Below are 3,947 nucleotides of genomic sequence, written 5' to 3'. Positions count from 1 at the left end.
GATTCATAGGGAAGACCTCTTTTCTGTGAATTTTAGTCTGCTAACTTAATTCTACAGAATGGGTCTTCCTTTTTCTATATCATTGAAAATCGGAATAGCCATTTACACAAAATATTTTACACTCTCATCATGGTTTAAAAATTAGAAAGTTAAAATCAAAAAATTGTTAAAGAATTTTAAGAAATGAATTCTATACTCAATCTTTCTTCGAATATGTATTAAAGCATGTTTAAACCAATTATGGCTTTTTCTTTTTTTTAATTATCAAATTTTATATTAATTAAAATAAACAATATGTATATATTGACATATAAACATGTTATTTTTATAATGATATCTAATTTCCCACCAAACAAATTTTCAATATTAAATATATTAAAAGCCATTGAATTGTTACTCCATATTTTAATATGCGCTTCTATTGTTGTTAAACCACTTTTGGAAAATTTGTTTTAACATTCTTGATAGATGTATAAAAAGACAGGAGAAATACAATATGCTTCTTGCTTTAGCAGGGTTTTTATTCAGTATTTTTCTTTTGTTACTGATACTAATGATTTCAAAATCTGTTGCTTCAAAATATAAAAAGTTAAGCTTTTTTTATTCTGTTTTATTTTTGATTCTATTCTTTATAAGTATTAATAGCCATTTAAATCAAAAGGGGATTAAACTGTTTTCATATTTAAGTCTAGATAATAAAAAAACACATGTTTATAGTGTTACTTTAAATTCAGAAGAATACCATTAATTATCATTTAAGAGCGCATTTTATAAACCGAAAGTTCTTTTAAATACACCAATTATTTCACAGCTCCCTGAATTACCAAGGGGGTGTGAAGTAACATCGTTAGCAATGTTACTTCAGTCAGCGGATATTAAAATCGATAAAATGCGTTTGGCAAATGAAATAAAAAAAGATCCTACTCCATATCAAAAAAAGAATAACAAAATATATTTTGGTAACCCTAATAATGGTTTTGTTGGAAATATGTATACGTTAAATGAACCAGGATACGGTGTATATCACGGACCGATACGAAAGTTAGCCAAAAAGTACTTATCCCAAAGGATTATCGATATCACAGGAAGTGATTTTAATATGATAAAATATTATTTAAATCTTGGCTCGCCAGTATGGGTGATTACAAATACACTGTATCGTAAACTACCAGAAAATCAATTTGAAACGTGGGTCACCCCAACAGGTTTAATTGATATTACATATAAACTTCACTCCGTACTCATAACTGGATACGATGCAAAATATATTTACTTTAATGATCCGCTTACGAATACAAAGAATAAGAGAATTAAACTGAAAGATTTTAAAGCTGCATGGGAGCAAATGGGAAAACAAGCAATTACTTATATTCAATAGTTATTAATTTACATTCTGGATCTATTTGTGGAATTGGAAATTATATATATAAAATATGATCAATGGTTAAGAAACCTTTAAACTTTCTCAAACAAAACACGGGGTTGAGTCAAAACCCAACAAATTTAAGGAAGTACACTGCCACAAGCAAACACTCTAGTTCATATCATAATGGATACTAAGCTAAAAATGCACCAAACATTTATTTTTCATGAGTAGTGCATTTTTAAGTTGTTTTTACTATTTACGTCCCACACGCATGTTTAATCAATGATGATGACCATGGGGCGTGGTACGATCATTATTTTGACATATTAATGAGTCTTCATGTGGATGATCTACATTTTCTAATTGAATGGTGACATGACCAATTTCCTTATGTTCTAACTGATGTTCGATTTCTCTTAGTAACTTCTGACAATCATTTATAGATAAGTCTCCGTCCACGACTGCATGACAAGAAAGTGCATTTTTCCCACTTGTGATACTCCAGACATGTAAATCATGAACCCCTAAAATGCCTTTAACATTTTTAATCGTTTTAATCACTTCTTCAAAATCAATATTTTTGGGAGTACCCTCCATTAAAACGTGAACAGAATCTTTCGTTACTCGCCACCCACTAATTAAAACAAGCAGTGCAACGATTACACTAGCCAATGGATCAGCCCAACCCCAATCAAAAAACATGATCAGTAAAGCAGCTATAATTGCTCCAACTGAACCGAGTAAATCACCAATAACATGTAAAAATGCCGCACGCATATTCAAATTTTCTTCCGTATCACCTTTACTCATCAAAATCCAGGCGACGAGTATATTCACCAACAAACCGATAACTGCAATGATTAACATACCCGTTGATGCCACTTCGGGTGGATTTATGAATCGTTGATATGCTTCATAAAAAATATACAGCGCTATCAACACTAGCGTCACACCATTAAAAACAGCAGCTAAAATTTCAAAGCGTTTATACCCATACGTTTTACTGTAATTCGCTACTCTTTCACCCAACGTAAAAGCCAACAGTCCAATCCCAAGTGAAATCGAATCGCTTAGCATGTGTCCGGCATCTGAGAGAAGAGCTAAACTGTTCGTTATGAAACCACCCACAGCTTCTATAATCATAAACCCTGTAATTAGAATAAAACTAATTAATAATGCTTTTTTATTAGCACCATGTGTATGGTCGTGATCGTGCCCCACTTTAATACCTCCTAAATTGTGTATAATAATTCACTTATATCAATACACTTTAACTATGACAAGCGTGTTGTATTGTTTGCTCTAGCATATTCATCACGTGCTCATCGTCATGAGAATAATAAATCGTTGTCCCTTCTCGACGATATTTCACTAACCTTAGATTTTTTAAAAACCTTAATTGATGTGAAACCGTTGACTGTCTTAAGTTTAAAGTCTCTGCTATGCCATTAACCGAATATTCATTATCAAATAACAAATGAAGAATTCGAATTCTTGTCGGATCTCCTAAGGCTTTAAATGTTTGTGATACAACGAATAATGTTTCTTCATCTAATTCTTTATTATCAACATTTGCATTTTCTTTGTGATCATTCATTGTATTCCCCCTTAATCTATTTTTTATGCTACACGTAAACATGTGTATATTAATATATGTGCATATTTTATACATAACATCAGTCTATGTCAAATAAAATTAAGCAACTTGTATTTTTATTTCTAAAATCAATTTAAGGAGAGATAAAATGAGCGCAGCATGGTTGATTGGATCACTTGCATCTGCACTAGGGATTGGAGTTGGTGGGGGAATTGCATGGTTTATGAAAAGAATTAAGCATGGTTTTAGTGTTATTTATTCAATTTGTACAGGACTAATCCTCGGTTTATTATTTTTTGAATTGATTCCAGAAAGTGTTGAACTTGGTGGATGGCTTATCTTTTTTATAGGTACAATCATTGGATTATTACTGTTTCATTCGATACATTTGGTTTTTGATAAAATTATTATTATTACAGATAGTCCACAAAAGGATATATTTGTTCGTTCCGGTGTACTTTTAACGATCAGTATTGCTTTACATAATTTCCCTGTTGGAGTAGCGCTTGGTCCTACAATCGGGACGGATATAGGTACTTCTATCTTATCAACATTAATATTACATAACATTCCAGAAGGGATGATTATTTTTACACCATTATTTTTAGCGGGATTTGGTCCTGTGTCTTGGTTGTTATTTACATTTTTTATTTCCATACCCATTGCTGCTGGTTCATTCTTAGGACAATTCCTTGAAATAAGAATGCCATTTTTAATCGCACTATTTATTAATATAGCTATTACCATTATATTTATGGTTGCCATAAAAGAACTCTTTAGCGAAGCCATAAAACATTCATCACTTCTAAAATGTTTATTTTGGAATTTATCTAGTTTTGGAATGATTTATTTGTATTTGAGAGTATAAAATATTTTGTGTAAATGATTTTTAGAACATAGAAAAAGGAAGACCCTTTTTGTAGAATTAAGTTAGCCGACAAAATTCACAGAAAAGAGGTCTTCCCTATGAACCATGTTACTACA

General features: G+C 31.2%; 4 protein-coding genes and 1 pseudogene. 3 read left to right on the top strand and 2 right to left on the bottom strand.

All coding sequences use genetic code 11. The features are described from left to right. Positions 1–496 precede the first annotated feature (496 nt). A complete protein-coding gene (locus ACTWQB_RS16840; protein ID WP_443140320.1) occupies positions 497–748 on the top strand; it encodes a hypothetical protein in 252 nt (83 codons plus the stop codon). 3 nt (positions 749–751) lie between these two features. Continuing rightward, positions 752–1,378, top strand: a pseudogene (locus ACTWQB_RS16835) (C39 family peptidase); the annotation flags it as partial. 267 nt (positions 1,379–1,645) lie between these two features. Here the strand turns inward: ACTWQB_RS16835 and ACTWQB_RS16830 are convergent. Beyond that, the gene (locus ACTWQB_RS16830) at positions 1,646–2,587 is read right to left on the bottom strand and encodes a cation diffusion facilitator family transporter (protein ID WP_443140319.1); all 942 of its coding nucleotides are present in this window, start codon (positions 2,585–2,587) and stop codon (positions 1,646–1,648) included. A 49-nt stretch (positions 2,588–2,636) separates the two neighbouring features. Further along, the gene (locus tag ACTWQB_RS16825) at positions 2,637–2,963 is read right to left on the bottom strand and encodes an ArsR/SmtB family transcription factor (protein ID WP_443140318.1); all 327 of its coding nucleotides are present in this window, start codon (positions 2,961–2,963) and stop codon (positions 2,637–2,639) included. Positions 2,964–3,111: 148 nt separating this feature from the next. On the opposite strand from ACTWQB_RS16825, the gene ACTWQB_RS16820 reads away from it, so the two are divergent. Then, positions 3,112–3,831 (top strand): ZIP family metal transporter, encoded by a 720-nt coding sequence (locus tag ACTWQB_RS16820; protein WP_443140317.1) that lies wholly within the window; start codon positions 3,112–3,114, stop codon positions 3,829–3,831. Positions 3,832–3,947 lie beyond the last annotated feature (116 nt).

The sequence above is a fragment of the Piscibacillus sp. B03 genome (genome assembly GCF_052246295.1).
GTDB lineage: Bacteria > Bacillota > Bacilli > Bacillales > Alkalibacillaceae > Piscibacillus.
This window is presented reverse-complemented; position numbering and strand designations above follow the sequence as displayed.

Bases quoted from the DNA above. Each gene is read 5' to 3' on its own strand.
- ACTWQB_RS16840 (WP_443140320.1), top strand. From the start codon at position 497: ATGCTTCTTGCTTTAGCAGGGTTTTTATTCAGTATTTTTCTTTTGTTA.
- ACTWQB_RS16825 (WP_443140318.1), bottom strand. From the start codon at position 2,963: ATGAATGATCACAAAGAAAATGCAAATGTTGATAATAAAGAATTAGAT.
- ACTWQB_RS16820 (WP_443140317.1), top strand. From the start codon at position 3,112: ATGAGCGCAGCATGGTTGATTGGATCACTTGCATCTGCACTAGGGATT.